21 protein-coding genes and 1 tRNA gene are annotated in these 21502 nt (G+C 67.2%); 9 read left to right on the forward strand and 13 right to left on the reverse strand.

Annotated elements, in window-relative coordinates:
- Window positions 1-65 precede the first annotated feature (65 nt).
- Window positions 66-632, reverse strand: coding sequence for a cysteine hydrolase family protein (locus tag R5O87_RS11645; RefSeq protein WP_410557809.1), 567 nt, complete (start codon window positions 630-632; stop codon window positions 66-68).
- Window positions 633-659: 27 nt separating this feature from the next.
- Window positions 660-1667, reverse strand: coding sequence for a LacI family DNA-binding transcriptional regulator (locus tag R5O87_RS11650; RefSeq protein WP_410557808.1), 1008 nt, complete (start codon window positions 1665-1667; stop codon window positions 660-662).
- Window positions 1668-2145: 478 nt separating this feature from the next.
- Between R5O87_RS11650 and R5O87_RS11655 the strand changes: the two genes are divergently transcribed.
- Window positions 2146-3480, forward strand: a complete 1335-nt coding sequence (locus R5O87_RS11655; RefSeq protein ID WP_410557836.1) for a glutamyl-tRNA reductase — start codon at window positions 2146-2148, stop codon at window positions 3478-3480.
- 105 nt (window positions 3481-3585) lie between these two features.
- Here R5O87_RS11655 and R5O87_RS11660 read toward each other — a convergent pair.
- Window positions 3586-3658 (reverse strand) — tRNA-Lys (locus R5O87_RS11660).
- Between the two features lie 235 nt (window positions 3659-3893).
- On the opposite strand from R5O87_RS11660, the gene R5O87_RS11665 reads away from it, so the two are divergent.
- The 3 genes from R5O87_RS11665 to R5O87_RS11675 all read left to right on the forward strand — a co-directional run bounded on the left by R5O87_RS11665 (window position 3894) and on the right by R5O87_RS11675 (window position 6444).
- Complete coding sequence (locus R5O87_RS11665; RefSeq protein ID WP_410557807.1) at window positions 3894-4553, forward strand: hypothetical protein; 660 nt, start codon at window positions 3894-3896, stop codon at window positions 4551-4553.
- Window positions 4554-4808: 255 nt separating this feature from the next.
- Entirely contained in the window at window positions 4809-5426 is a 618-nt protein-coding gene (locus tag R5O87_RS11670; protein WP_377953153.1) for a DUF47 domain-containing protein, read from the forward strand.
- Window position 5427: 1 nt separating this feature from the next.
- Window positions 5428-6444, forward strand: coding sequence for an inorganic phosphate transporter (locus tag R5O87_RS11675; RefSeq protein WP_410557806.1), 1017 nt, complete (start codon window positions 5428-5430; stop codon window positions 6442-6444).
- Window positions 6445-6662: 218 nt separating this feature from the next.
- Here the strand turns inward: R5O87_RS11675 and pstB are convergent, their stop codons facing one another.
- The 4 genes from pstB to pstS all read right to left on the reverse strand — a co-directional run bounded on the left by pstB (window position 6663) and on the right by pstS (window position 10814).
- Window positions 6663-7442, reverse strand: a complete 780-nt coding sequence (pstB, locus tag R5O87_RS11680) for a phosphate ABC transporter ATP-binding protein PstB (protein WP_003799400.1) — start codon at window positions 7440-7442, stop codon at window positions 6663-6665.
- An 86-nt stretch (window positions 7443-7528) separates the two neighbouring features.
- On the reverse strand, window positions 7529-8638 hold the full coding sequence (gene pstA, locus R5O87_RS11685; protein ID WP_410557805.1) for a phosphate ABC transporter permease PstA: 1110 nt from the start codon (window positions 8636-8638) through the stop codon (window positions 7529-7531).
- Window positions 8639-9571 carry a phosphate ABC transporter permease subunit PstC gene (pstC, locus tag R5O87_RS11690; RefSeq protein WP_410557804.1) on the reverse strand — a complete coding sequence of 311 codons (933 nt, stop codon included), beginning with the start codon at window positions 9569-9571 and terminating at the stop codon, window positions 8639-8641.
- 121 nt (window positions 9572-9692) lie between these two features.
- A complete protein-coding gene (gene pstS, locus R5O87_RS11695) occupies window positions 9693-10814 on the reverse strand; it encodes a phosphate ABC transporter substrate-binding protein PstS (protein ID WP_410557803.1) in 1122 nt (373 codons plus the stop codon).
- Window positions 10815-11075: 261 nt separating this feature from the next.
- Between pstS and R5O87_RS11700 the strand changes: the two genes are divergently transcribed.
- A complete protein-coding gene (locus R5O87_RS11700) occupies window positions 11076-11624 on the forward strand; it encodes a flavin reductase family protein (protein ID WP_410557802.1) in 549 nt (182 codons plus the stop codon).
- A gap of 107 nt (window positions 11625-11731) precedes the next feature.
- On the opposite strand, the gene R5O87_RS11705 is transcribed toward R5O87_RS11700, so the two are convergent.
- Entirely contained in the window at window positions 11732-12475 is a 744-nt protein-coding gene (locus tag R5O87_RS11705; RefSeq protein WP_410557801.1) for a hypothetical protein, read from the reverse strand.
- Between the two features lie 91 nt (window positions 12476-12566).
- On the reverse strand, window positions 12567-13301 hold the full coding sequence (locus R5O87_RS11710) for a DUF5058 family protein (RefSeq protein ID WP_410557800.1): 735 nt from the start codon (window positions 13299-13301) through the stop codon (window positions 12567-12569).
- A 282-nt stretch (window positions 13302-13583) separates the two neighbouring features.
- On the opposite strand from R5O87_RS11710, the gene R5O87_RS11715 reads away from it, so the two are divergent.
- Complete coding sequence (locus tag R5O87_RS11715) at window positions 13584-15029, forward strand: amidase (protein WP_410557799.1); 1446 nt, start codon at window positions 13584-13586, stop codon at window positions 15027-15029.
- Here the strand turns inward: R5O87_RS11715 and R5O87_RS11720 are convergent.
- From R5O87_RS11720 to R5O87_RS11735, 4 genes are read right to left on the reverse strand one after another with little or no spacing between them, the layout of a single operon-like run.
- Window positions 15001-15642 carry an Lrp/AsnC family transcriptional regulator gene (locus tag R5O87_RS11720; protein ID WP_410557798.1) on the reverse strand — a complete coding sequence of 214 codons (642 nt, stop codon included), beginning with the start codon at window positions 15640-15642 and terminating at the stop codon, window positions 15001-15003. The two genes, R5O87_RS11715 and R5O87_RS11720, sit on opposite strands and share 29 nt — an antisense overlap.
- Window positions 15585-15965, reverse strand: a complete 381-nt coding sequence (locus R5O87_RS11725; RefSeq protein WP_410557797.1) for an Lrp/AsnC family transcriptional regulator — start codon at window positions 15963-15965, stop codon at window positions 15585-15587. Before R5O87_RS11725 ends, R5O87_RS11720 begins: the two co-directional genes overlap by 58 nt.
- Before the next feature lie 32 nt (window positions 15966-15997).
- Window positions 15998-16543 carry a hypothetical protein gene (locus tag R5O87_RS11730; protein ID WP_410557795.1) on the reverse strand — a complete coding sequence of 182 codons (546 nt, stop codon included), beginning with the start codon at window positions 16541-16543 and terminating at the stop codon, window positions 15998-16000.
- Between the two features lie 9 nt (window positions 16544-16552).
- Window positions 16553-18526: a primary-amine oxidase gene (locus tag R5O87_RS11735; RefSeq protein WP_410557794.1), complete on the reverse strand. Its 1974-nt coding sequence runs from the start codon at window positions 18524-18526 to the stop codon at window positions 16553-16555.
- Between the two features lie 120 nt (window positions 18527-18646).
- On the opposite strand from R5O87_RS11735, the gene R5O87_RS11740 reads away from it, so the two are divergent.
- From R5O87_RS11740 to R5O87_RS11750, 3 genes are all read left to right on the forward strand, one after another.
- The gene (locus R5O87_RS11740) at window positions 18647-19243 is read left to right on the forward strand and encodes a TetR/AcrR family transcriptional regulator (protein ID WP_410557792.1); all 597 of its coding nucleotides are present in this window, start codon (window positions 18647-18649) and stop codon (window positions 19241-19243) included.
- A gap of 62 nt (window positions 19244-19305) precedes the next feature.
- Entirely contained in the window at window positions 19306-20367 is a 1062-nt protein-coding gene (locus tag R5O87_RS11745) for a D-TA family PLP-dependent enzyme (RefSeq protein ID WP_410557835.1), read from the forward strand.
- Window positions 20368-20520: 153 nt separating this feature from the next.
- A complete protein-coding gene (locus R5O87_RS11750; RefSeq protein ID WP_410557791.1) occupies window positions 20521-21480 on the forward strand; it encodes an AraC-like ligand-binding domain-containing protein in 960 nt (319 codons plus the stop codon).
- Window positions 21481-21502 lie beyond the last annotated feature (22 nt).

Consider the following 21502-nt stretch of genomic DNA (forward strand, 5'->3'; position numbering starts at 1 on the left):
ACGGCCTGTGGGTCGGCGTGGGACCCACACTAGGCCCCTTTCGTTTCACCCACGTTTCGGAAGTGTCAGGTCCTGCTCCCAGCGGCGCCGAGCCGGGCGAGAATTTCATCGCTCGACTCGACCGGCTGGCGGTATGTGCTGGACAGGATGCGCAGCATGTCCGCGGCGTCCTGGCTGTCTTCCGACGCCATGGCGTCCTCCGCGTACGTGACCCGGATGTTGTGGGCGAAGGCGTCCGCCCCGGTCTGGGCGATGCAGTTGTGCGTGGAGACACCGGCCAGGACCACTTCGTCGGCGCCCCAGTTCCGCAGCCGGGACAGCAGGTTGGTGCCCATAAAGGCGCTGTCCCGCGTCTTGCTCAGCTGCGGCAGGCGGTCGGTGGCGAGCCCTGGCACAGCCTCGGCCTGCTTGCTGCCGCGGAAAATGAAGCCCTGGTCGTCGTCGAGCATGCTCAGGGTCCATGTGGACTTGTCCCGCTCGTGCTCGGTGCCAACCAGCAGCGCCTTGTGCCCGCTGGACGTGAATCCCTCCAGCAGCCTGTTGCAGGAGGTGACCAGCCGCTCTTTCTCAGCTGCCAGTTCCGGCGCTTCGAAGTACGCGTTCTGCATGTCGATGATGAGCAGGGCAATCATTGATCCACCTTTCGTGCACTACGAAGTCTAAGGGGCCGAGGCGCGGACCCTCAGCTCAAATTCTGCTTTTACATGCACGCTCCCGGCGGCCTTCTCGGTCCCCTCGATCCGGTCGATCAGCAGCCGCACGGACCGCTCGGCGATCTCGTCCATGCCCGGAGCAACCGTGGTCAGCGACGGGGACGAGAACCGCGCCTCATCGATGTCGTCAAACCCGGCCACGGCTGCGTCCCCGGGCACACTGACGCCGCGGAGCAGCAGTTCGTGCATGGCACCCAGAGCCAGGGCATCGTTCAATCCAAAGACGGCGTCGAAGGGCTTGCCGCTGTCCACGAGCCGTGCGACCGCCGACGAACCGCCGTCCCGGCGCCACTCCGCGGGCACGACCAGGGCAGGGTCAAAGTCGATTCCAGCATCTGCCAGCGCCTCCCGGTATCCGGCCAGCCGCAGTCCTGGCGAGCCCTCCCGGTCCGCGGGAGAGGCACCGATCACCGCAATACGACGCCGGCCTCCCGCCAGCAGGTGGGCTGTCATGGCCTTGGCTGCCCCGACGTTCTTCATGGTGACCAGGTCGAACCGGGGGTCGTCGATGTGCTCGCCGAGCATGACGAGCGGCTTGGTTCCGCGCCTGGCGGCGGCCACAGCGTCCGCGTCGAGCACCAGCGGAGTAAACAGGAGCCCGTCCGTCAGCTGGCTCAGGGATCCCTGCAGCGCAACAAGCTCGTTGGCCCGGGTGGCCGCCGACTGTTCGACCAGGACACGGTAGTCCCTGGCGGCTGCCGCGGTCATGAGCTTTGAAGCGAGCTCCGCGTAGTACGGCACGGAGAGGTCGGACACCACGAGGCCCAGCATCCGGGATTTTCCGGACCGCAGGCTCCGCGCCGTCAGGTTGGCCTCGTACCCAAGCTCGGCAATGGCGTCCAGCACCTTCTGCCGGGTGGCGGGCCTGATGAACTCATAGTTGTTGAGCACGTTCGACACGGTTTTCAGGGACACCCCGGCCGCGCGGGCAACATCGTTCATTGTCACGGCCATGCAGGGTCCCTTTCGCGGCAGACGTACCTCTCGGGCATCTCTCAGGTACATCGTTGCAGAATGCAGGCCGCCCCGCCCGCCAAGAATTTTCCAAGGTGGGTCCCCCACCCTTTCTGCATGGTCTCTTGGCTCTGGGGCCAGGCAACGGCGCCTGGTCCCAGCGACAACCGGCGGTGTCCGAATTAGCGGCGGCCACCGGCGGGACCGGTCCGGAAACGGTGGCCGCGCGGTGCCACTGCCCGGGGCGGCCGCCAAGTGGCGCGGCAGGACAGGGTGGGGAACGTTGCGGCTGAAGGGGGCCGAATTGTTGCAGGGTGCAGGGGGATCCGTCGAAGGATTGGCCCCGTCAGAACGGCAGTTTGCTCTTGTGGTCTCCCATCACGCCCGAACACCGTACCGGGGAACAGTTCCGCGGCACGGAGACGGGTGTCCCGAACCGGTCGGCAACGGGGAAAGCCGGGGTTCCGGCCTTGAGTTCCTGGCCCGGCTCGGTTCGGGACCCGTCCGCATCACTTCAGACGTTCTTGCGGACCTGGACGGCGTGGCGGGAGCGGTGGTGCTCTCCACGTGCAATCGGTTTGAGGTCTATTGCGACGTTGCTCCGGGCGCGGATCCGGACACCACCAAAAAATGCGTTCTGGACACGATCAGCAGCTGCTCGGCTGTGTCCGCGGAGGAACTCTGCCGGGCACTTGACTGCCTGACGGGCACCGCCATGACCGAGCACCTCTTCGCGGTGGGTGCCGGCCTCGACTCGGCTGTGGTGGGTGAACGGGAAATCGCCGGGCAGCTGCGACGCTCACTTGCCTCGGCCCAGGAGACCGGGTCGGCCAGCGGACCACTGGTCCGGCTCTTCCAGGCAGCCTCCCGTGCCGCCCGTGACGTTGGATCGCTGACGGCTCTGGGCGACGCCGGCCGCTCCATGGTGTCCGTTGCACTGGACCTGGCCCTGGCCAAACTGGGACGCCGGGACCTGTCCGGCCTGTCCGTGGTGGTCATCGGCACCGGCGCCTACGCTGGATCCACCCTTGCGCTCCTGGCGGCGAGGGCGTGCACGGCGGTGTCCGTGTTCTCCTGGTCCGGACGGGCCGAGGCCTTTGCGGCAGCCCGGGGTGCCACCGGCCTGACCCTGGGGGAACTGCCCGCAGCCGTCCGCGGGGCGGATGTGGTGATCGGCTGCAGCGGCCGCGGCCCCAGGCTCAGCGCCGAGGATATTCTGGCCTTCCGGCAGGGCGCTGCCGCTCCGCCGGTCGTCGTCGACCTCGCCCTCAGCCGGGACTTTGAACCGGAACTCGGCGAGCTGCCCGGGCTTGACCTCATCACGCTGGAGCATGTGCGCCTGGCCTCGCCGAGTGAACAAACCGACGTCGTCAGGCAGGCCGTTGAACTGGTCCGGCAGGCCGGCCTGAAGTTTGATGAGGACCGGCAGGCGCGGCTGCTGGATCCGGCGATCGTGGCGCTGCGCCAGCACATGCAGTCGGTACTGGCCGGTGAAGTGGCCAAGGTGAAGAGCCAGCACGGCTGCACGGCCACGGCGGAAGCGGTTGAATTCGCCCTGCGGCGGGTGGTGCGGCAACTCCTGCATGTGCCCACCTCGAGGGCGCGCGAGCTGGCGGCAGCCGGTCGGCAGGACGAGTACACCGCCGCCCTTGAAACGCTGTTCGGGCTGGACGTGACGGCGGGCGTGGAAGCGCCGGCGGCCGGCGCGAGCAGGACCAGGTCTGCAGAAGCAGAAAAGGCCCCGTCGGGATGCCCCGCACGGGAGCCGCAGGGCCTTCAGGTCCCGGAGGACACCCTGCCGGCAGCGAGTTAGCGGATTTGCCCGAGCGCGGCAGAGACATAGGGGGTCCCGGACATAAAAAATCCCCGGCTTCCTGTTGCCAGGAAGCCGGGGACTTTCCACTCTTCGCTAAAAGAGTGGGCCCTGTGGGGATCGAACCCACGACCCACGGATTAAAAGTCCGATGCTCTACCAACTGAGCTAAAGGCCCAAACTGCCTGCTGGAATGCGGGCCTCAACAGCCTGCAAGCGCGAAACAGCTCCAGTCCATTTCTGGACGTTTAATACTGTACCGCAGACGGTGGCGACTTCAGCACGGCGCCGCGCCGCCGTCGTCGAACGTGTCTTTGCCGGGTCGCGGCAAGGGTTTCGGCCTGCGGAGGGACGCTGCCCGGGCACTGCAGCGGACGCTCGATTCCGGTTCCATGCAGGAGTAGCGTGGGACCATGAGCCAGAAAGCAGGAACCAGCGGCCCGGGCGGGGCGGAGCGGCACCATAAACCGAAGCCTTTTGCGCCCATTGATTTCGAACCTTTCGCAGGCGGCGCCGATCCGGCGCGTGTCTCGGAAGCCGCGCACCTGGCCGCGCAGGCCCTGGTGCGCCACGGGCGGGACAGCGATGATCCCGTCATCACCAATCGGCTGGTCAAGCTGGCCGACGAGCAGGGCTTGGAGGCCATAGCGGAAATGTGGGCCGAAAGCCCGGCCCGGTCGCTGCCCGGCGCGCTGTGGCGGCTTTATGCCCTCCGCGCGGCAACAGTGCAGGATCCCGAGCGCATCTCCGTTTATTTCAAGGCGGGCAAGGACACCGCGCAGGTATCCAACGTGGTAGCCGGCGCGGCCGAGCCGCCTGGTGCCGATGAAATGAAGAACATGGCGGATGCCATCCTGTCCGGTGCCTTTGACGGCGACTTCGATGTGGCACTGGAGCGGTCCGCCGCGTTCTGCCGCGTGGTGGCGCTCGGCCAGGCCACGCTCGCGGACGGCGCGGAGCACTCCAACGAGAGCCATGCGCGCAAGCTGACGCGCAACTCCCACCTGCTCGTGAAGACCGCAGAGGACCTCGAACACGCCGCCAATGCCTGGCGGCTGGGTGAGCTCGACTGACCCATCAGGCCCGATCTGTCAATGTTGACTTGGCCCAGCCAAAGTAGAACACTGAAATAGGTGCCGAACCGCGAAACCCCCGGGCTTCAACATTTAGCCGCCTAGAGCGGCCTACCGCCGAGAGGCGTATCCGGTTCGGCACCATTTTTATGCCCCAACGCAGGTGCCGGTAAAGTACTGACTAGCTGCGGCTCGGACGTCAAGTCAAAACTCCCGCGGCGTCCCGCCCTGACAATCCTCCGGAGACCGGTACTCATGAAGCTGCGCCTTTTTCCCCAGGAACCCGCAGGCCTGAACCTTCTTTCGCAGCTCGCCCGGCAGATCGTCTTTGCCAGCGCCACCATGGCGGAAATCCTGGGCGCCCCGGCCACCGAACACAACCGGCTGGTGGAGGACATGCACAACCACGAGGCGAAGTCGGCCGAGCTGCACTTCGCCCTCCTGACGCACATGCGCACCAGCTTTGTGAATCCGCTCCCCCGCGAGGACATGTACGCCCTGTCGCAGAGCCTGAACGAAGCCATTGAAAAACTGGACGCCGCGGCCGAGCTGGTGGCGCTGTACAACCTGGACCGGCTGCCGAAGCGCGCCGCCGACCAGCTGGAAATCATCAGCCGGCAGGCCGAGCTGACGGCTGACGCCATGCGCCGCCTGAACAACCTGGACGACCTTGAGGACTACTGGATCGAGGTGCTGCGGCTGGCCAAACGGGCCGAACGCACGCACCGTGTGTGGGTCGCGGACATGCTCAAGGACATGAAGTCTGCCCAGTACGCCCGCAACCGGGACATCGCCAACCAGCTGGTGGACGTCACCAAGGACATGCGCAGGATCGCCACCCTGGTGGGCAGCATCATCGTCAAGGAATCATGAGGTGACGCTGTTCATCTTCGCCCTGGTGGTGCTCCTCACCGCGGCGTTTTCCTTCGTCAACGGCTTCCGGGACGTCTCCACCTCCGTGGCCCTGGCCGTGCGCACGCGCGCCCTGACCCCCACAGTGGCGGTGCTCCTGGCCGCGCTATTCAACCTCATCGGCGCCCTGCTGAGCGCCGGACTGGCGGTGGCCGTCAGCCAGAACTGGGTGGCCCTCCCGCCGGGGAACAGCGGCCTGACCATCATCGCCGCCGGCCTTGCCAGCGCGTGCGCCTGGGGCATCTTCCTGTGGTGGCGTGGCGTTCCATCCTCCTCCACGCATGCCCTGGTGGGGGGCCTGGCGGGAGCCGGAACGGCCAGCGTGGTGGTGGGCGGCAATTCCGTGGGCGGCGTGGACCAGTCGCTCCTGTTCCAGGTGGTCCTCCCCCTGGTCCTCTCCCCTGTCATTGCGTTCGTCGCCGCCTACCTGCTGGTGTTTCCCGTGACCTGGGCTGCCCGCTACACCCAGCCGAGCGTGGTCAACAAACGGTTCCGGTCCGCCCAGGCCATCGCCGCCGGCGCCGTCGCCTTTGGCCACGGCCTCCAGGACGGTCAGCGGGTCAGCGCTGTACTCATCCTGGCGCTGCTGGCGGCTGGCTACTCCGACGGCGGTTCGCTTCCGCTGTGGGTGGCGCTGCTGTCCGCAGCCACGATCACAGCGGGCACGATGTTTGGCGGCTGGCGCATCTCGCACACCATTGGCTACCGGCTCACCCGGATCGATCCGCTGCGCGGCGTGGTGGCCCAGGGCTTCAGTGCGCTCCTGCTGTTTGTTGGTGCGATCGGGCTGCACTGGCCCGTGTCCACCACCCACACGGTCACGTCCTCAGTGCTCGGCGCAGGTGAGAACCAGCAGTTCGCCACGATTCACCGCAAGCTGATGACCAGGATCCTGTCGCTGTGGGTCCTGACGCCGGCAGCCACGGCCGCGGGTGCCTTCGTCCTCGAACTGGCGCTGTCCCCGCTCATCGCCGCCTGATACAGCAGCGCGGTAATACAGCAACGCGGGGTCACTTAGCGCCCTTCCGGAGGTCCGGATTGGGCGCTAAGTGACCCCGCGTTGCTTTAGCGGAGCGGTGGTTGGGCCCACGCCGCCAAGGTTCCCTGGCCGAGCTTGCGAGGTTAGGGTGGCGGTGGTTGGGCCCACGCCGCCAGGGTTCCCTGGCCGAGCTTGCGAGGTTAGGGTGGCGGTGGGGCTTATCCGAAGCGGCCGGAGACGTAGTCCTCGGTGGCCTTCTGGCTCGGGTTGTTGAAGATGGTGCTGGTCTCGGCGAACTCGATGAGCTTGCCCGGCTTGCCGGTGCCCGCGATGTTGAAGAACGCCGTCTTGTCCGAGACGCGGGCGGCCTGCTGCATGTTGTGGGTCACGATCACCACGGTGTACTGGTCCTTGAGCTCGTTGATGAGGTCCTCAACGGCCAGGGTGGAGATCGGGTCCAGCGCGGAGCACGGCTCGTCCATGAGGATCACCTGCGGCTCCACGGCAATCGCGCGGGCGATGCAGAGACGCTGCTGCTGGCCGCCGGACAGTCCCGAACCCGGCTTCTCCAGGCGGTCCTTGACCTCGTTCCAGAGGTTGGCGCCGCGGAGCGAGCGCTCCACCAGGGCATCGGCCTCACCCTTGGAGATCTTCTGGTTGTTCAGCTTCACGCCGGCCAGGACGTTGTCACGGATGGACATGGTGGGGAACGGGTTGGGCCGCTGGAACACCATGCCGATCTGGGAACGCACCGTCACCGGGTCCACGCCGGGACCGTACAGGTTGTCGCCGTCGAGCAGCACCTCGCCCTCGACGCGGGCGCCCGGCAGCACCTCGTGCATGCGGTTCAGCGTGCGGAGGAAGGTGGACTTGCCGCAGCCCGACGGGCCAATGAACGCCGTGACGGACTTGGCCTCGATGTTGATGCTGACGTCCTCCACGGCCAGGAAATTGCCGTAGTACACGTTCAGGTCTTTGACGTCGATGCGCTTGGACATGATGTTCCTTAACTTGCTGGTATGAAATGAAGTCTAGAGCCCGGCCGCCCGGACCGGGGAGGAAAGGTGGCCGGTAGCGGCCCGGCCTAGCGGCCTGTCTTCGGGGCGAAGACCCGGGCAATCAGGCGGGCGCCAAGGTTGAGCAGCATCACCAGGATGATGAGGACCAGGGCCGCACCCCATGCCCGCTGCGACGACGCGTCGGGGTTGGACGGCGAGGTGGGGTTCAGGATTTGCGTGTAGATGAACGTGGGCAGCGAAGCCATCCAGCCGCCGAACACGTTGTTGTTGATGCTCGTCGCAAACCCTGCGGTCACCAGGATGGGGGCCGTCTCGCCGATGACCCTGGCGATTGCCAGGGTGACGCCGGACGCAATGCCGGAGATCGCCGTCGGAATGACCACCTTGAGGATGGTCCGCCACTTGCGGACGCCCAGCGCGTAGGAGGCCTCGCGGAGCTCGTTGGGCACAATCTTCAGCATTTCCTCGCTGGAGCGGACCACCACCGGGATCATCAGCACGGACAGCGCGACGGCGGCGACGGCGCCCGTTTTGGTACCGGGACCGACCACCGCGAAGAAGAACGCGGCAGCGAAGAGGCCGGCCACGATGGACGGGATGCCGGTCATGACGTCCACGAAGAATGTGATGGCGCGGGCCAGCGGGCGGTCGTTGCCGTACTCGACCAGGTAGATCGCCGTGAGGAGTCCCACCGGTACGGAGATTACGGTGGCCAGCAGGGTGATCTGCAGCGTGCCGATGAGGGCGTGGTAGATGCCGCCGAGTACCGGGCCGGTGCCTTCCGCGGCCCGGTTGTCGAAGACACCGGTGACGCCGTTCATCGAGGTCCCCAGGAAGCCGGGGTTCAGCAGGCCCGGAATGCCGTTGACCATGACGGTCCAGATGACGGAGATCAGCGGGAGCAGTGCCACGAGGAAGGCGCCCACCACGAGGCAGGTGGCCAGCTTGTCCTTGGCCTTGCGCGCACCCTCAACGGCGGCGCTCCAGCCGACGAGTCCCGCGGCGAACAGGATGGCGGACACAACTCCCCAGCCGAAGGCGTTGAATCCGATCAGGGCGAGGATGGCCGCCCCGAGGACCAGCGCGACGCCCAGGACCACGTAGGGGGCGTACTTGGGCAGCTGGCCCTTGGTCAGGGCGGACCGCTTGCGGACCGGGGTCAGGGTGGAGGTCATTTAGTTGGCTCCCGAGAATTCTTTGTGCCGGCTGATGATCCACCGGGCGATCATGTTGACGGCGAGGGTGATCACGAACAGGACCAGGCCCGCGGCGATCAGCGTGCTCACCTTGAGGCCGCTGGCCTCCGGGAAGTTCAGGGCGATCTCGGCGGCGATGGTCTGGTTGCCGGACTGGATCAGGCTGGCGGTCAGTGCGCCGGAGGACAGCACCAAGGCCACGGCCATGGTCTCGCCCAGGGCTCGGCCGAGGCCCAGCATGACGGCGCTGATGATGCCCGGGCGGGCGAAGGGCAGCACCGACATTTTGATCATTTCCCAGCGTGTGGCACCCAGCGCAAGGGCTGCTTCCTCGTGCAGCTTGGGGGTCTGGAGGAAGATCTCGCGGGACAGCGACGTGATGATGGGGATGACCATGACGGACAGCACGATGCCGGCGGTGAGGATGGTCTTGCCCGTGGCGGAGGCCGGTCCGTGGAAGATGGGCAGCCAGCCCATGTTCGCGGCGAGCCAGCCGTAGGCGGGCGAGATCTGGGGGGCCAGGAAGGCCGCGCCCCAGGCGCCGTAGATGACCGAGGGGATCGCGGCGAGCAGGTCGATCACGTAGCCGAGGCCGGACGCGAGGCCGCGCGGGGCGAAGTGCGAGATGAAGAGGGCGACGCCGATGGACACCGGCGTGGCGATGGCCAGGGCGATGATGGCCGCGATCAGTGTGCCGAGCACAATGGGCCAGATGTAGGCGAAGAAGCCCTCTCCGCCCTGGATGTCCGCGGCGGGGGCGGTAAAGGCGGGAATGGCCTGGATGACGAGGAAGAGAGCCACGCCGAACAGTACGGCAAGGATCAGGCAGCCTGCTGCGAGGGCCGCTCCGGAGAAGACTTTGTCCCCGGCGCGGCCGGCGCCTCGGGAACTGGTCAGGGAGGTGGTGGTCATACCCGGCCCTTCGGTGTTGGTGGTGCAGAGATATGGATCGTGCTGAAACCGCGTGTAACACGGCTAAGTTCCCCGCCCTGCCTGGCGGCTGGGCGGGGAACTTCGGCGTTCAGGTCAAAGGTTACGACTTGACCTTGATGGATTCGATGGCCTTGACGGCCTTCTCGGCCAGGGTGGCGGAGATCGGAGCCGACTTGGCGGACTCGGCAGCAGCCTTCTGGCCCTCTTCGGAGACTACGTAGGTCTCGAAAGCCTTGACCAGGTCGACGGTTTCCTTCTTGTCGTAGGTGGAGCAGACGATGTGGTAGGAAACCAGGACTACCGGGTAGGCGCCGGCTTCGGTGGTGGTGCGGTCGAGCTTGATGGCACCGTCGGTGTCGGCGCGGCCTTCAACTGCCTTGCCGGCGTCGACTGCCTTGGAGGCAGCTTCCGGGGAGATCTTGACGAACTCGGAACCGACCTTGATCTGGGCGATGCCCAGCTTGCCGCCAACGGCGGAGTCATCGGCGTAGGTCACGGCACCGGGGGTGTCGGTGACAGTCTTGACGACGCCGGACGTGCCCTTGGCGTTCTCACCCTTGAGGGATGCAGGCCAGATGCCGTCGGCCTTGTCCTTCCAGACGTCGGGAGCCGCAGCGGAGAGGTACTCGGTGAAGTTCTTGGTGGTGCCGGAGTCGTCAGAGCGGCTCACCGGGGTGACGGCGAGGTCCGGGAGCTTGGCGTCCGGGTTCAGGGCAGCAATGGCGGGGTCGTTCCACTTGGCGATCTCGCCGCGGAAGATCTTGGCAGCGGTGGGGGCATCCAGCTTCAGCTCGGTGATGTCCGGCAGGTTGAAGGCGATGGCGATCGGCGAGATGTAGACGGGGATCTCAATGGCACCCTCGGGGCCGCACACCTTCTTGGCGGACGCCAGTTCCTCGTCCTTCAGGTAGGCGTCGGAGCCGGCGAACTGTGCCGAACCGTCGAGGATGGCCTTGCGGCCGGCGCCGGAGCCGTCCGGGGAGTACTGCACGGTGGCGCCCTGGTTGGCGGAGGCGAAGTTGGTCTTCCAGACGTCCATGGCCGCGCCCTGCGCGGAGGAGCCGATGCCGGTCAGGGTGCCGGTTACCTTGGTGCCGGCGGCGGAGGCGCTGCCTGACGGGGCGGTGTTCGTGGCGTTGTCTGAACCACAGGCGGTGAGCGCGAGTGCGCCAGCGGCGATAACAGCGATTGCCGCGTGGCGGCCGAAGCGGAGTGCCTTCACTGGGTGTACCCCTTCCAGGGTTTTTCGATGCGGTGCGGACCGGAGACGTCCGAACGTGAGCTACGTACTTTTTGTACCTTCATTGAAGTTATGGGCCGCAGGTAACAAGTTTTGGGGTCCGAGGTGAACGGAGGGTTAACGACGGCGGGCCATTGGCTTACAGATACTGGGTTGCCATTGCGTTGGATGCGCCACAGTCGTAGTGGTTTCGTCACACTCTTAACAGCGTTAACAACCGCCCCACGTGGCACGATGGGGCTCATGGAAACGTCAGGTCAGCTTGAGGCACATCTGTTGGGCGCCGGGCCGTCGGACGCCGACACGGACCTGTACCGCAGGCTCAGTGCGGACGTTACCGCCGGCGTCGCTGTGGTTTCCACCCGGCTGCGGAACCGTGACTACGCCGCCACGGTAAGCGGCTTCCTCTCGGTTTCCTACGACCCGCCCACCATGCTGGTCAGCCTGTACGCGGAGTCCCGCATAGGCGAGGCCGTGGAGGAGTCAGGCACCTGGGCACTGAGCGTGCTGTCCGGCAAGCACCAGGGCACGGCGACGTGGCTGGCCAGTCCGGGGACACCGCTGCACGGGCTGCTGGCGCAGGTCCCCTTCCGCCGCGGACCGGCCACCGGAGCTGCGGTCATCGATGAGTGCCTCGCCTTCTTCGAGCTGCGCACCGTGTCGGTCCATTCCGCCGCCACGCACCTGCTTGTGGTGGGCGAGGTGGTGGCCATGGGCAGCGGCGCGGAACCTTCCGAGGCACCGGACCCGCTGGTGCATTTCGGCTCGGAGTTCCGCCGGCTGGCACCGTGAACCCGTTTTCGCAGTAATAAGGGTGCGTTCCGCCGGGACCCCGCGGAACGCACCCTTATTACTGTGGCGCTATTACTGTGGCGCTTGGGTTGGTTGAGGTCGACCGGCTACTCGAGGTGGATCGGCTGCGCCGGACGGCCGGCCGGGGCAGGCTGCCGGCCCCGGAGGAACCACGCCAGCAGCACCGTCCCCAGGACGGCGATGGCGGTGGAGACCATGGCCAGTCCGGGGACCGCCGGGAGGACAAGGAAGACGACGGCGGCTGCCACAGCCAGGGCGATAACCGTTGTTCTGGGCTGCTTCATGGAGACGATGGCCTGGACCAGCACGGCGCCGAGGACCGCGGGCAGCACGTAGAGCCGGGTCACGTTCATGACGGCAGGCGGGATAACGCTGATGAGCCAGCTTCCCAGCAGCCCCACGAAAATGGCGAGTGAGGCCAGGTGGACGGCGGCCGCACCGCAGATGGCCACGACGGAGGCCAGCTGGCCGCGGCGGGTTCCGGGCTTGGCACCGATGTTGGTCTGCGCGATCAGGGCGGCGGGCAGGAGCTTGTTGGAGATGTTGCCGATCATGAAGGCCTGGTACATCGCGGCCTGTCCGAGGATGGGGTAATACGTCAGCGGCTCCACGATCCAGATGATGCCGAACGTGGCGGCGACGGCGGCGAACGCGATCCAGAGCTGCGCGGGCGCGATGTCCAGTCCGCCGGCGAAGACGAGGTACAGGGGGCCGGCGACGGAAACCAGCAGGCCGGCGATCATGGTGGCGCGTCCCCAGCGCGAGGTGGTGCGGTCAAACTCGGCCATGGCCTGGTCCGTGGCGGCGGGTGCGGTGCTCGTGGCTGTCATGGTTCCTGTCCTTAACTAGGGGTGAACGGCAACTAGTGGCTAACTGCGGGCTGGTCCGGGTGGGGCGGTCCGGGTTGTGCCGGACATAGGGTCAGCCGGCGGACGTGAGAAGTGCCGCGCCAAGGGCGGCAACGATCGAGATGCCCAGGCCCCACTCCCGCAGCCAGCTCTTGCCGAGCGCCTTGGCCAGCAGCAGGGACAGCGCCATAACCGCGGCAGACACGGCGAAGGTGACCACATGGGTGCCGGACTTTGGCAGCTCCGTGAAGCCCAGGCACGCGAAGGCTCCGATGAGGGCCGCCGCGGGGACGATGGCCATGGCCGCCGGGTTGATGGCGCGGACCTTGGCGTCGCCGCGGCGGAGCAGCGGGGTGAGGATCAGCGTGGCGATCATCCACATGGCTCCGCCGATGCTCATGGCAAAGAACGCCACCGCGAACACGCTTTGGGTGTAGCTCCCGTCGCCAAGCTTGGCTCCCATGGTGCCTGCCGCGATGCCGGCGGCCGAGACGTCGTAGGCGGCAGAGCCGATCAGTCCGATCCGGGACAGCACGGCGGGTGCACCGAAGAGTGCCAACAGCGCGATGGCCACGAGCGAGACGGCGAGCGACGGTCCGATCGCGGAGACAGCACCGGACCGGAAGGACGTCCTGATGTCACCCGGTGTCATCTGCACCGAGGGCGCTGCCCGCCGCACTGCCCGGAGGAAGATCAGCGACTGGACCACGATGACGCCGAAGACACCGGCCACGCAGAGCCAGAGGACCGGGGCGTTGGCGATTGCAAGGATGTCCGTTGAGCCGGTGGGAGCCAGGGGTGCGTGCATGGGAGCCTCCTGTTTAGGGCCGCAGTGGGCCGGCGCTGCTGATGCCGCGGGCAAAACCGCTGCGTTGCGGAATCTGGACCTCCGACCGATCGGCCAGCAGGTTAGGAATACTGTCCGGGACGCCGGCCCAGGACGGCAAGGGATGGCGGAATCAGCCAAAATTCTGGCCGGATCAGTCACGGCGCGGATTCATTCGCCGATGCCTTCCGCTCACGCTCCCGGTCCTCCACACTTCAGGGAAATACATCCGCGCACTCTTCAACCGCCGCCCCAAGGAGCACCATGTCTGACGCCATCAGCGAACTTTCCGCCGTCGAGCTCACTGCCGCCATCCGGAACCGGGAGATCTCGGCGCGGGAGGTCCTCGACTGCCACCTCGAACGCATTGCCGAGGTGAACCCCCGGATCAACGCGGTGGTGACCCTCGACGCCGAGGGCGCCGCGAAGCTGGCAGCCCGCGCCGACGAGCTCACAGCATCTGGCGCTGACCTGCCGCCCCTGCACGGGCTGCCCCTGACCCACAAGGACACCAACAACACCGCCGGAATGCGCACCACCCAGGGCTCGGTGGTGCTGCAGGACTTCGTGCCGGCGAAGGACGACCTCATCATCGCCCGGCTCAAGGCAGCCGGCGTGGTCAGCACGGGAAAGACGAACGTTCCCGAGTTCGGGGCGGGCTCCCACACCTTCAACGACCTCTTCGGCACCACCACCAATCCGTATGCGCCGGCCCTCAGCGCAGGCGGAAGCAGCGGCGGGGTGGCCGCCGCCGTGGGTTCCCGTGTGCAGCCTATGGGTGACGGCAGCGACATGGGCGGCTCGCTGCGGATCCCGGCGTCCTTCTGCAACATCGTCGGCTTCCGCCCGTCCCAGGCCGTCATTCCAGTGCCGTCCGATATCAACGCCTGGTCCTGGCTGGGACGGACCGGCCCGATGGCGCGGACCGTGGAGGACATCGCGCTGTTCATGTCGGTCACCGCCGGACGGGATCCGCGCGTGCCCCACCCGCAGGCGGTGGATCCGGCAGACTTCAGGGCCGGGCTGGAGACGGACATGCGCGGGGTCCGGATCGGCTGGTCACGGGACTTTGGCATTGGTGTTCCGGTGGAACCCGAGATCGCGGACCACCTGGAACGCCAGCTCGCGGTGTTTGAGGAACTGGGTGCAGTGGTGGAGGAGGCGTGCCCGGATTTAAGCGAGGCGGATCTTGTCTTCGGCAACACGCGTGCACTGGATTTCGCGGCCGGCCTGGGCGGTCTGGTCGCCGAATCCGGCAAGCTCATCAAGCCCGAGGTGCGGTGGAACGTCGGCAAGGGCCTGGCTCTCACTGCCGAAGACATCATTGCCACCAACGCCGCCCGCACCCGGCTTGAATACAGCGTCCAGGAATTCTTCGGGCGCTTCGACATCTTTGCCAGCCCGTGTGCCCAGGTCCTGCCGTTCGATGCGTCCCTGCGCTACCCGCAGGAGGTGGCCGGCGTCCCGTCCGAAACCTATCTGGACTGGATGCGGTCGGCGTGCCTGCTCTCGGCCACGGGCCTGCCGGTGCTGAGCCTGCCGGCCGGGTTCAGCGGCTCCGGGCTGCCCATCGGGCTGCAGCTCGCCTCCAACCACTACACCGACGTGCAGCTGCTCCGCTGGGCAAGGGCGTTCGAGCAGCAGACCCGGTACGCCGCGGTGGCGCCGGACCTGGGTGGAATCAGGCCGGTGTCCGCGGCGGGCGCATGACGCGCCCGCCGCGTTTGCGGGCGTCCAGCAGTATGGATACGTCAACGCCCGAGGCCTGCGCCCCCCAGTCGGAAGCTGTTATCAGGCGGTACAGCGACGGCTGGTCGGGCACGGTCACGTCGGCCACGAGCTGGTAGTCGCCGGCGAGCGCTGCCGCGTAGCGAACGCTGGGCAGCCCGGCCAGGCTCCGGCCCAGCTGCTCCACCTCGTGCGGCGCGGCCCGGATCCACAGCAGGGCCTCGACGGCGAGCCCCAGCGCGGCGGGTTCCACCACCACGCGGGGCTGGACCTGGTTGTTGGCGAGCAGCCATTCGCAGCGCCGGCGGGCAGTTGCCTCCGAGACCCCGACGCGCCGGGCCAGCGCTTCAAAGCTGATGCGCCCGTCCGCGCACAGTGCCTCCACGAGCTCTGTGTCCTGGCGGTTCAGGGGCTGCCGCACCGCATACACGCCGGTGTCCGCAGCGACCGGCGAGCGCAGGGCGTCCGCCTGCTCCGCGGTGAGCATCTCCGGCCGCCAGCCCTGGATGGTCCGGAAGTACCGCAGCACCGGATAGCTCACGGAGTGCCGCAGCCCGATTGTGGAGGGCAGTTCGTCGGAAAGGATGTCCCCCATTCGGTCCGGATCCGTGAGGATCTCTGCCACGCAGTCGCCGTTGCCGTGACCGTGTAGACGAACGTGGTGTCGGGGCGCTGCGCCAGCGATTGCGCAGCGGCGCGGGCCGTGCCCGGCGTGCAGCGCATTTCCACCAGCATCGACGCCGGATGCGGCCGCACGGCGGCGACGGCAACAGCACCGGATTCCAGGAGCTGCGCCCCGCGGCGGGCCACGGTGCGCTCCGGCTCGCCCAGGACAGCGGCGATCTTGCGCCACGGGCAGCGGGGATCCAGCTGCAGGGCAGCCACAATCTGGCGCTCCAGTGAATCGAGCAGGATCATCGGCACTCCATCATCCGCAAACGGGCTTTCCGTCAGGGCTCCATTTCAGTATGGAACAGAGCCGCAGTCCGGGGGACGGAGCGAAGGCGGGCCAGCAGCGTCGCGGCGAGGAACGCCGTCGTAATTTCCAGGACGACAACGGCCAGCAGGCCCCCTGCGCCCGAACCCAAGGCGCCCCAACCCAAGGCGCCTGACCCCAGAAGCCCGGCGCCAGCCGCCGCTCCGGCGTGGGTGTGACCGGACGCCCCGCCCCCGGTAGAGGCGGAGCCGCCCAGCAGCAGGACGGCGTGCAAGGCAGTCATGGCCAGGGCACAGGCCATGACCTGGCGCAGGGCCTTCTCCCGGCCGCCGCGCCACAGGTGCACGGCGCACGGCAGGCAGACCCCGACCATCGCGAGCATCACGGCGCCCAGCCACGGTCCGTGGTGGTTTCCGGCGACCAGCCACAGGTGCACCACGCAGGACGCGGCGGTCACCAGCGAGACGGCACGGGAGTGCAGGACATGGCGGCCGGTGGCGAAAGAGCGGTTGCCGCGGATGGGTCCGGCGGTGCGGCCCCATCCCGGCAGCGCGGTCACGGCGTGAGCCTAGCCGTGGCAGGAGGAATCGGCCGGCTCCCCGGCGTCAGCGTGGCAGTGGCCTCCGGCCTGCACATTCGGGTTGGCGGGGACGTCCAGGACGGGGCTGCGGTCGAAGAAGCCTTCGGGGCGGAGCTTGAACCCGACGGTGTCCACCGGCATGATGGGCCAGTCCTCCACGCGCGGGAAGTGGGTCAGGCCGAAGGTGTGCCATACGACGATGTCCTGGCCGTCGATGTCGCGGTCCTGGGCGATGTAGGCGGGCAGGCCGGCGCCGCCGGAGTGCTGGTTGACGAAGTCGCCGGTCGGGTAGCGCTCGTCCGCGGCGTAGCGGGTGACCCACAGGTCCTTGGTGGCAAACGCGGCCCGCCGGGCGATGGAGGACCCGGGGTCGGCCATCAGGGTGGGCTGGTTGTGCGCGTGCAGCTTGTAGCCCACCGGCTCGCCCAGGCGGTTGCGGGATTCGGGGTTGGAGATGATCCAGGTCCGGCCGGTGCGGGCATCCGCCTCACGGACCGCCTCGGACTCGCGCGCGAGCACGATGCGCTTCCGGGTGAAGGCGTTGCCGCGCTCGTTGCCCGGGCCCATGGCCTGGCGGACCACTTCTTCTTCCTCCACCCTGTTGGTGAAGCCGTCGATGGCCATGTCCAGGCGGGCGCTGAAGATATGCTGGTGGAACGGCGCACCCAGGCCCGGCGCGAGCTGGGAGATGTTGTCCGAGCCGCCTTCCGGGAACGCGGACGTGAAGACGACGCCGGTGGCCTTGGCTTCGAATTCGATGGTGCCGTCGAGGTAGAGGTACCAGTAGAAGCCGTAGTCGTAGTTGCCGATGGTGGTGAAGAAGGAGATCACCAGGCGGCGGTTCCGGCGGGTGTAGTTGATCCCGGTCCAGAGGTCGCTGTGCTTGGCCAGGATGCCCCAGTCCTCCTCGTGCATGCAGATGCCGTTGCGGATCTCGCGGGGATTGCCGAAGGCGTCACTGATGACCGGGCTGAGGTAGGTGATGTCGCCGAGGCAGTCGCAGCCCAGTTCCAGGGAGTTGGCGTACTGGCCCACGAGGTACTCCCCCGTGTCGAAGTAGTTCTGCCAGGACCTGATCGGGGACGGATCCCCGTACGGGACCACCATCTCGGCGATCGACGCACGGTTGATGATGGGCCGGAGCCGGTCCCCATCCCGGAAACCGATGTTGTGCAGCACCACGCCCTCGCGGACGTCAAAGCCGACATCCAGGCTCCACTTCTCCCACTCGATGTGGTTGCCGCCGGTCACCGTGAAGCTGGGGCCTTCGGGCTGGGTGATGCTGATCGGCTTCTGCGTGGTGCGGAGCGGACCCGTGAGCTCGGGATCGGTGTAGTTGCCGTGCTCTGCCGGGACCGGGAAGACGCCGGTATCCATCACCTGGGTGACTTCCTTGCTCACTACGTCCACATAGGCCACCAGCCCGTCCACCGGGTGGGCCCAGGCGCTGTCCTCCGGGAAGTCCTGCACAAAGGCGAGCCCGCGCAGGATCCGGCGGCCCTTCTCTTCCGCGTACTCGAAGACCCCGGCGGACAGCGGCGCAACCCGCACCTTGCTGACGTCCAGGTTCCGGGCGGCCAGGGCCTTCAGCCACCGCTCATCCGTAGCCAGGAGCTGCTCCACCACCTCGAACTCCTCTTCCAGGACCGGCAGTTCGCCGGTGGCCGCGGTATCGATTTCGACGGCGGAGATCACCGTGCCGCTGGTGACCGAGACAGTGACGTCCTGGGGCCGGGCGCCGGAGACATCGTGGATGAAGATCCGGAACCGGCGGTCCTCTGCCTCACTCCCGGCACCGCGGGCGATTGCGCTTCCGCGGGAAGGATCCAGCAGGCCCAGATAAGCAATGCGCTTCTCCGGACCAAGGAGGCCGCCGGAGCGAAGAATGCCCTGCACCTCGCTGATGTCCGCGGCCGAGGCAAGGCGGAACGGGCTGGCTGTTTCTGTCATGGAGAGCGTCATAGCGGCCTTTGTCCGGGACCCTGGCGGGTCGGATTTTTATTTTCTATAGTTGTAGAGAATAAGCGAACGTAAGATGGCTCACAAGAGTCTGGGCGAAAATATTTATCGGGGAGCGGCCGCGTGCCAAAGATTGTTGACCACGACGAGCGCCGCTTGGAACTCGTCGATGCGACCTGGCGGATCATCGCCAGGATGGGAATCGAAAGCGCCACAATGCGGGAGATCGCCACCGAGGCGGGCTTCGCCAACGGGGCGCTGAAGCCATACTTTCCCACCAAGGACACGCTGCTCACCTTCGCGTTCGGCCACGTCTTCAACCGGACCAACGAGCGCATCGCCGAAGTCACCTCGGGGCTTTCGGGGCTGGCGGCCCTGCGGGCCTTCTGCATCGAAGTGCTCCCGCTGGATGAGGAACGCATCAATGAAGCACGGATCGTCATACCCTTCTGGCAGAAGGCCATCAACGATCCCGGCAAGGCGCAGATCCACCGGGAATCGATGCAGCAGTGGCTGGATACGATCCGGCGCCACCTCGCCGAGGCCAGGGATACCGGGGATGTGAGCACCGCCGTCGATGACGACAGCCTCGCCGGCCAGCTGCTCAACATGCTGCTGGGCGCCCAGATCGCGGCGGCGCTGCTCCCAGAAGGCCAGACAGAGCTCGGCCTGGACAGACAGCTTGAGGCATACCTTTCCCTGCTGACGGGCCCGCATTGAGCAAGAACAACCAGGAGACAGCGGCTGTGACCATCCCACAGGAAATCGATACTCCGGACATCATGATCGACGTCGACATCCTCGACCGGAATATCGAGCGGATGGCGTCAGCCGTCCGGGAACGGGGCCTGGGCCTGCGGCCGCACGCCAAAACCCACAAGATTCCCGAAATCGCAGCCCGCCAGATGGCGGCCGGAGCTTCCGGGCTGACGGTGGCAACCATCGGCGAGGCTGAGGTGTTCGCCGCCGCCGGCGTCAACAACCTCTTCATCGCCTACCCGCTCTGGATGTCTCCGCAGAAGGCCGAGCGGCTCCGGCGCCTGTCACAGGCTGCGCAGATCGCCGTCGGCGTGGACTCGGTGGAAGGCGCAACGGCGCTCGGGTCCGGCCTGGGAAGTGCCGCGCCGAGCATCAGCGTCCTCGTGGAGGTGGACAGCGGCCACCACCGCAGCGGCGTGCACCCGGGATCCGTCGCGCCGGTGGCCGAAGCAGCGGCGCGCGCCGGGCTGAAAGTCGCGGGAGTCTTCACCTTTCCGGGGCACAGCTACGCACCGGGCATGCCGGTCGAAGCGGCCAGGCAGGAGCAGCAGGCCCTGAATCAGGCGTCCGAGGTTCTGACGGCGGCAGGATTCAACGTCACCTGCCGCAGCGGCGGTTCCACCCCGACGGCGATGCTGACCGAAAACTCGGCCGCCACCGAGGTGCGCCCGGGCGTCTACGTCTTCGGCGACGCCCAGCAGCTGGAGCTCCAGCGGTGCGCCGCCGAGGACATCGCACTGACAGTGGCGGCCACCGTGGTCAGCCACCACGCAGCCGCTGCGGACGGGCCGGCACGTTTCATCATCGACGCCGGCAGCAAGGTTCTCGGCAGCGACCGGCCCGCGTGGGCAAGCGGCTTCGGGCGGCTGATGGACCATCCCGAGGCCCGGATCACCGCACTGTCCGAACACCACGCGACAGTCGAGTGGCTTGAGCCCGACACCGTACCGGCCATCGGGCACAGGCTGCGGGTCATCCCCAACCACGTATGCCTCGCAATGAACCTGGTGGACGACGTCGCCGTGGTCCGCGGCGGCGAACTCGTGGACCGCTGGGTGGTCGCGGCCCGGGGCAAGAACAGGTAAAGGGCCGGACGGCTTGTGTTTCCGGAATCTTTTTTCGCCATGTGTTGAAAAAAGATGACAGGGCAGGATTTCGCCGCTAACCTGAAATGACTGTGTTCCACGACACAGTGTTGGGGACCCGCAACAGACAGCCAACCGGCGTCAGGAATGTTCATGCCAGCAACCACAGCCCGCCCCGCGGACCAGAACCTCACCTCCAGCGTGGCCACCTCCTTTGACCACTGGCGGCACCTCGTCGCGCAGTCGTTCGTGCCGCTGGCCGCCGAAACGGACCGGCCCGAGGAGTTCCGCGGCCGCATGCGCTCGAGGGTGCTGGACCGCACGTGCATCGTGGAAGTTTCGGCGTCGGGGCACAGCGTCCACCGCACTCCGGCACTCCTGGCACAGTCCGACCAGCGCTATTTCAAGCTCAACCTCCAGCTGGAGGGCACCGGGCTCCTGATCCAGGACAACCGGGAAGCCGTACTCCGCCCCGGCGACCTGGCCATCTACGACACCAACCGCCCGTACACGCTGGCGTTCGAGGATGCGGCGCGCATGATGGTGGTCATGTTCCCGCACGATTCCCTGTCGCTGCCGCCGGACTATGTGGGACAGCTGTCGGCCGTCCGCATGCCCGGGGAATCCGGACTCGCGGGCATCGTGGGACCGTTCATCACGCAGCTCGCCGGCAACCTGGACGCGCTCAGCGGGCCCAGCGGTTCCCGGCTCGCTGCCAACACCCTGGGTCTCGTCGCCACCATGCTCCACTCGGAACTGGATCTGGCTGCGGACAGCATGAAGCCCCAGGCGCTGCTGGCCACCTCGGTCCGCGAATACATTGATGCGAACCTCGCTGACCCGCAGCTGTCGCCGGCCAGCATTGCCGCCGCCCATTTCATTTCCACCCGCCACCTGCACAACGTCTTCCACGAGTCCGGCAGCACCGTTGCCAGCTGGATCCGGAGCCGCCGGCTGGAACGGGTCCGCCGGGACCTTCGGGATCCGCTGCACTCCGGCTCCTCCGTGGGTGCCGTGGCGGCGCGGTGGGGATTCCTGGACGCGGCGCACTTCAGCCGCACGTTCCGGGACGCCTTCGGCGAATCACCCAGCGACTGGCGCCGGGGCGCCTAGATCAGACTCTGCGCCTAAGCAA

The organism is Arthrobacter globiformis (assembly GCF_046536215.2).
Taxonomy (GTDB): Bacteria; Actinomycetota; Actinomycetes; order Actinomycetales; family Micrococcaceae; genus Arthrobacter; species Arthrobacter globiformis_E.

Coding starts and splice junctions, on each gene's coding strand:
- R5O87_RS11735 (WP_410557794.1), bottom strand. CDS start 18,526: ATGACGCTCTCCATGACAGAAACAGCCAGCCCGTTCCGCCTTGCCTCG.
- R5O87_RS11665 (WP_410557807.1), top strand. CDS start 3,894: ATGAGCCAGAAAGCAGGAACCAGCGGCCCGGGCGGGGCGGAGCGGCAC.
- R5O87_RS11710 (WP_410557800.1), bottom strand. CDS start 13,301: ATGCACGCACCCCTGGCTCCCACCGGCTCAACGGACATCCTTGCAATC.
- R5O87_RS11650 (WP_410557808.1), bottom strand. CDS start 1,667: ATGGCCGTGACAATGAACGATGTTGCCCGCGCGGCCGGGGTGTCCCTG.
- pstC (WP_410557804.1), bottom strand. CDS start 9,571: ATGACCACCACCTCCCTGACCAGTTCCCGAGGCGCCGGCCGCGCCGGG.
- R5O87_RS11700 (WP_410557802.1), top strand. CDS start 11,076: ATGGAAACGTCAGGTCAGCTTGAGGCACATCTGTTGGGCGCCGGGCCG.
- pstA (WP_410557805.1), bottom strand. CDS start 8,638: ATGACCTCCACCCTGACCCCGGTCCGCAAGCGGTCCGCCCTGACCAAG.
- R5O87_RS11720 (WP_410557798.1), bottom strand. CDS start 15,642: ATGGGGGACATCCTTTCCGACGAACTGCCCTCCACAATCGGGCTGCGG.
- R5O87_RS11750 (WP_410557791.1), top strand. CDS start 20,521: ATGCCAGCAACCACAGCCCGCCCCGCGGACCAGAACCTCACCTCCAGC.
- R5O87_RS11645 (WP_410557809.1), bottom strand. CDS start 632: ATGATTGCCCTGCTCATCATCGACATGCAGAACGCGTACTTCGAAGCG.
- R5O87_RS11725 (WP_410557797.1), bottom strand. CDS start 15,965: ATGATCCTGCTCGATTCACTGGAGCGCCAGATTGTGGCTGCCCTGCAG.
- R5O87_RS11670 (WP_377953153.1), top strand. CDS start 4,809: ATGAAGCTGCGCCTTTTTCCCCAGGAACCCGCAGGCCTGAACCTTCTT.
- R5O87_RS11745 (WP_410557835.1), top strand. CDS start 19,306: ATGATCGACGTCGACATCCTCGACCGGAATATCGAGCGGATGGCGTCA.
- pstB (WP_003799400.1), bottom strand. CDS start 7,442: ATGTCCAAGCGCATCGACGTCAAAGACCTGAACGTGTACTACGGCAAT.
- R5O87_RS11715 (WP_410557799.1), top strand. CDS start 13,584: ATGTCTGACGCCATCAGCGAACTTTCCGCCGTCGAGCTCACTGCCGCC.
- R5O87_RS11705 (WP_410557801.1), bottom strand. CDS start 12,475: ATGACAGCCACGAGCACCGCACCCGCCGCCACGGACCAGGCCATGGCC.